This is a genomic window from Piscicoccus intestinalis NBRC 104926 (genome assembly GCF_001515525.1).
Lineage (GTDB): Bacteria > Actinomycetota > Actinomycetes > Actinomycetales > Dermatophilaceae > Kineosphaera > Kineosphaera intestinalis.
The window spans coordinates 1-2311 of sequence record NZ_BCNQ01000261.1; the positions used below are offsets into that span (position 1 = coordinate 1).

The window sequence follows — 2311 nt, forward strand, 5'->3', positions numbered from 1 at the left end:
CTCGCGACGGCGCTGAGCCACGAGCGCCCGGGCGGCGGCTCGCAGCCAGGCAAGCACGCCGGCCAGGAGCGCGACCGGCGCGGCCAGGCTCCACCACGGCAGGGCCGAGAGCAACGTCGCGAGCGCGGTCCCCGCCAGCAGCAGGAGGCTCAGACCCAGGGCGATCGTGCGAGTGAGCCGGGCGCGCCGGGATCCGGGGCGTCGGGCCGGCATCCGAAGCCGGGAGCCGGTGTCGCCGGGGCGGTCGACGAAGTAGTCGTCGGAGCCCGGCTCGCGGGGGTCATCGGGGTCGGCGAGCACCGAGGCGCGCACGCTCGTCGCGCGGCGCTCGTCCGTGGCGCCCGTGGCGTCGGTCTCGAGGAAGAGCTGGTCGGCGCTGGCCTGGGCGACCAGCGGCCGGGGCCGGGTCATGCCCGCCGAGGAGATCCGCACGCTCGAGGGCGCGGGCGGGTCGACCCGCACGGCGCGCCGCTGCAGCACCCGCATCTGGCTGGAGAACCGGTCGACGGTGCGGGCGGTCGCCAGATGCTCGCGACGGCGGGAGACATGGACGACCAGATAGGCAGCCCAGATGACGACCACGGCGACGAAGATCAGGCTGCTGGGCGACACAACCCCACCGTAGAAGCATCTGACAGGCGCGTCAGGCAGGCGCTCCGGAGTGTCGGCACATTGACTTACACGCGTGTAACTTGCTGCCTGTTTCAGGTCGTATGCCCTGGTCAGCGGTCGCGTCGGCGGCGGAGCGCGGGGTGCTCAGGTCGGCGCCATCTCCAGCCCGCCGGGCTGCCCCCGACGCCACCGTTTGACCATCGAGGTGCCGTCGAGATCCTCGGCGGTCACCGCGAACGAGCGGTGGTCGCGCCAGTCGCCGTCGATGTGCAGGTACCGCAGCCGCAGCCCCTCGTCGCGCAGCCCGAGTTTGGCGACGACCCGCAGGCTCGCCACGTTCTCGGGCCTGATGTTGACCTCGACGCGATGCAGCCCGAGCCCGTAGACCGCGTGGTCGATGAGCGCCGCCAGGCACAGCGGCGCGATGCCCTGGCCGGCCGCGCTCTGGGCCACCCAGTAGCCGGCGGAGCCGCCGCGCAGCGCGCCCCAGCCGATGCTGAACAGGTGCATCTGCCCGACGAGCCGGCCGTCGCGCTCGATGACGAAGGGCTGCAGCCGCCCCTCACGGCCCTCGCGGTCGTAGTGCCGCACGAGTGAACGGAAGCTCGAACGGGCCTGCGGCGGCAACGGACTCGTCGCCTCCCACGGGCGCAGCCAGGCCAGGTTGGCGGCCCGCAACTCCTCCCACTCCTCGCGGTCTCGGCCGCGCAGCGCGCGCATGACGATCGCCGACCCGCTCGGGTGGCGCACCGTCAGCGAGCACGGCCACAGGCCCGCCATCAGTGGTCGCCCCCGCGAACCTGGTCGACGGCGTGCGCCAGCACCGGCTCCAGCACGGCGAGCCCGTCGCGCACCCCGCCCGTGGAGCCGGGCAGATTGACGATGAGGCAGCGCCCGGCCAGGCCCGCGAGCCCTCGCGAGAGCATCGCGCTCGGCACGCCCGCGGCCACCCCGGCCGAGCGGATCGCTTCGGCGATCCCCGGCACCTCGCGGTCGATGACCGCCCGGGTCTGCTCGGGCGTCTGGTCACCCGGGGTCAGGCCGGTTCCACCGGTGGTCACCACGACGTCCGCGCCGCCCGCGACGGCCTGCGCCAGCGCCTGCCCCACCGGGTCGCCGTCGGGCACGACGAGTGGCCCGTCGACCTCGAGACCCCACTGCGCGAGGCGTTCGGCGATGATCGGCCCGCCCCGGTCGGCGTACACCCCCGCCGACGCGCGGTTGGAGGCGGTGATCACCACGGCCCGTCGAGGCGATGCGTGCTCGCTGGTCACGACGCCTCCCGGGGGTCTTCGCCAGCCGGCTCACGACGGTCCGCCTCGGGCGAGGGCTCGGGCTCGGACCAGTCGCCGGAACGGCCTCCGCTCTTGGCGGTGACCCGCACGTCTGTGATGCGGGCGTGTTTGTCGACGGCCTTGATCATGTCGATGAGCGCCAGCGCGCAGACGGTCACGCTGGTCAGCGCCTCCATCTCGATGCCGGTGCGGTCGGCGGTCACGACGGTCGCGGCGATGTCGACGCCGTCGTCGGCGATCCGCAGCTCGACCTCGACGCCGTGCACCGCGACCGGGTGCGCCAGCGGCACGAGGTCGGGGGTCCGCTTGGCGGCCTGCAGCCCGGCGATCCGCGCCACCGCGAGCGCGTCGCCCTTGGGCACCGTGCCGTCACGCAGCGCGGCGACCGCGGCCGGAGCCAGTAG

4 protein-coding genes are annotated in these 2311 nt (G+C 74.3%); all 4 read right to left on the reverse strand.

Annotated features, from left to right (window positions below; all coding sequences use genetic code 11):
- Positions 1-612, reverse strand: a 612-nt coding sequence (locus PINTE_RS20975) for a SepX/GlpR family protein (RefSeq protein ID WP_157087436.1), incomplete at its 3' end; no start/stop codon positions are given.
- A 144-nt stretch (positions 613-756) separates the two neighbouring features.
- On the reverse strand, positions 757-1392 hold the full coding sequence (locus PINTE_RS20980; protein WP_068434487.1) for a GNAT family N-acetyltransferase: 636 nt from the start codon (positions 1390-1392) through the stop codon (positions 757-759).
- A complete protein-coding gene (locus PINTE_RS20985; RefSeq protein ID WP_068434490.1) occupies positions 1392-1886 on the reverse strand; it encodes a MogA/MoaB family molybdenum cofactor biosynthesis protein in 495 nt (164 codons plus the stop codon). The genes PINTE_RS20980 and PINTE_RS20985 overlap by 1 nt, the downstream gene beginning before the upstream one ends.
- The coding region (gene moaC / locus PINTE_RS20990; RefSeq protein ID WP_157087437.1) for a cyclic pyranopterin monophosphate synthase MoaC at positions 1883-2311 on the reverse strand (429 nt) is incomplete at its 5' end. The genes PINTE_RS20985 and moaC, both read right to left, overlap by 4 nt.

Coding starts and splice junctions, on each gene's coding strand:
- PINTE_RS20980 (WP_068434487.1), bottom strand. CDS start 1,392: ATGGCGGGCCTGTGGCCGTGCTCGCTGACGGTGCGCCACCCGAGCGGG.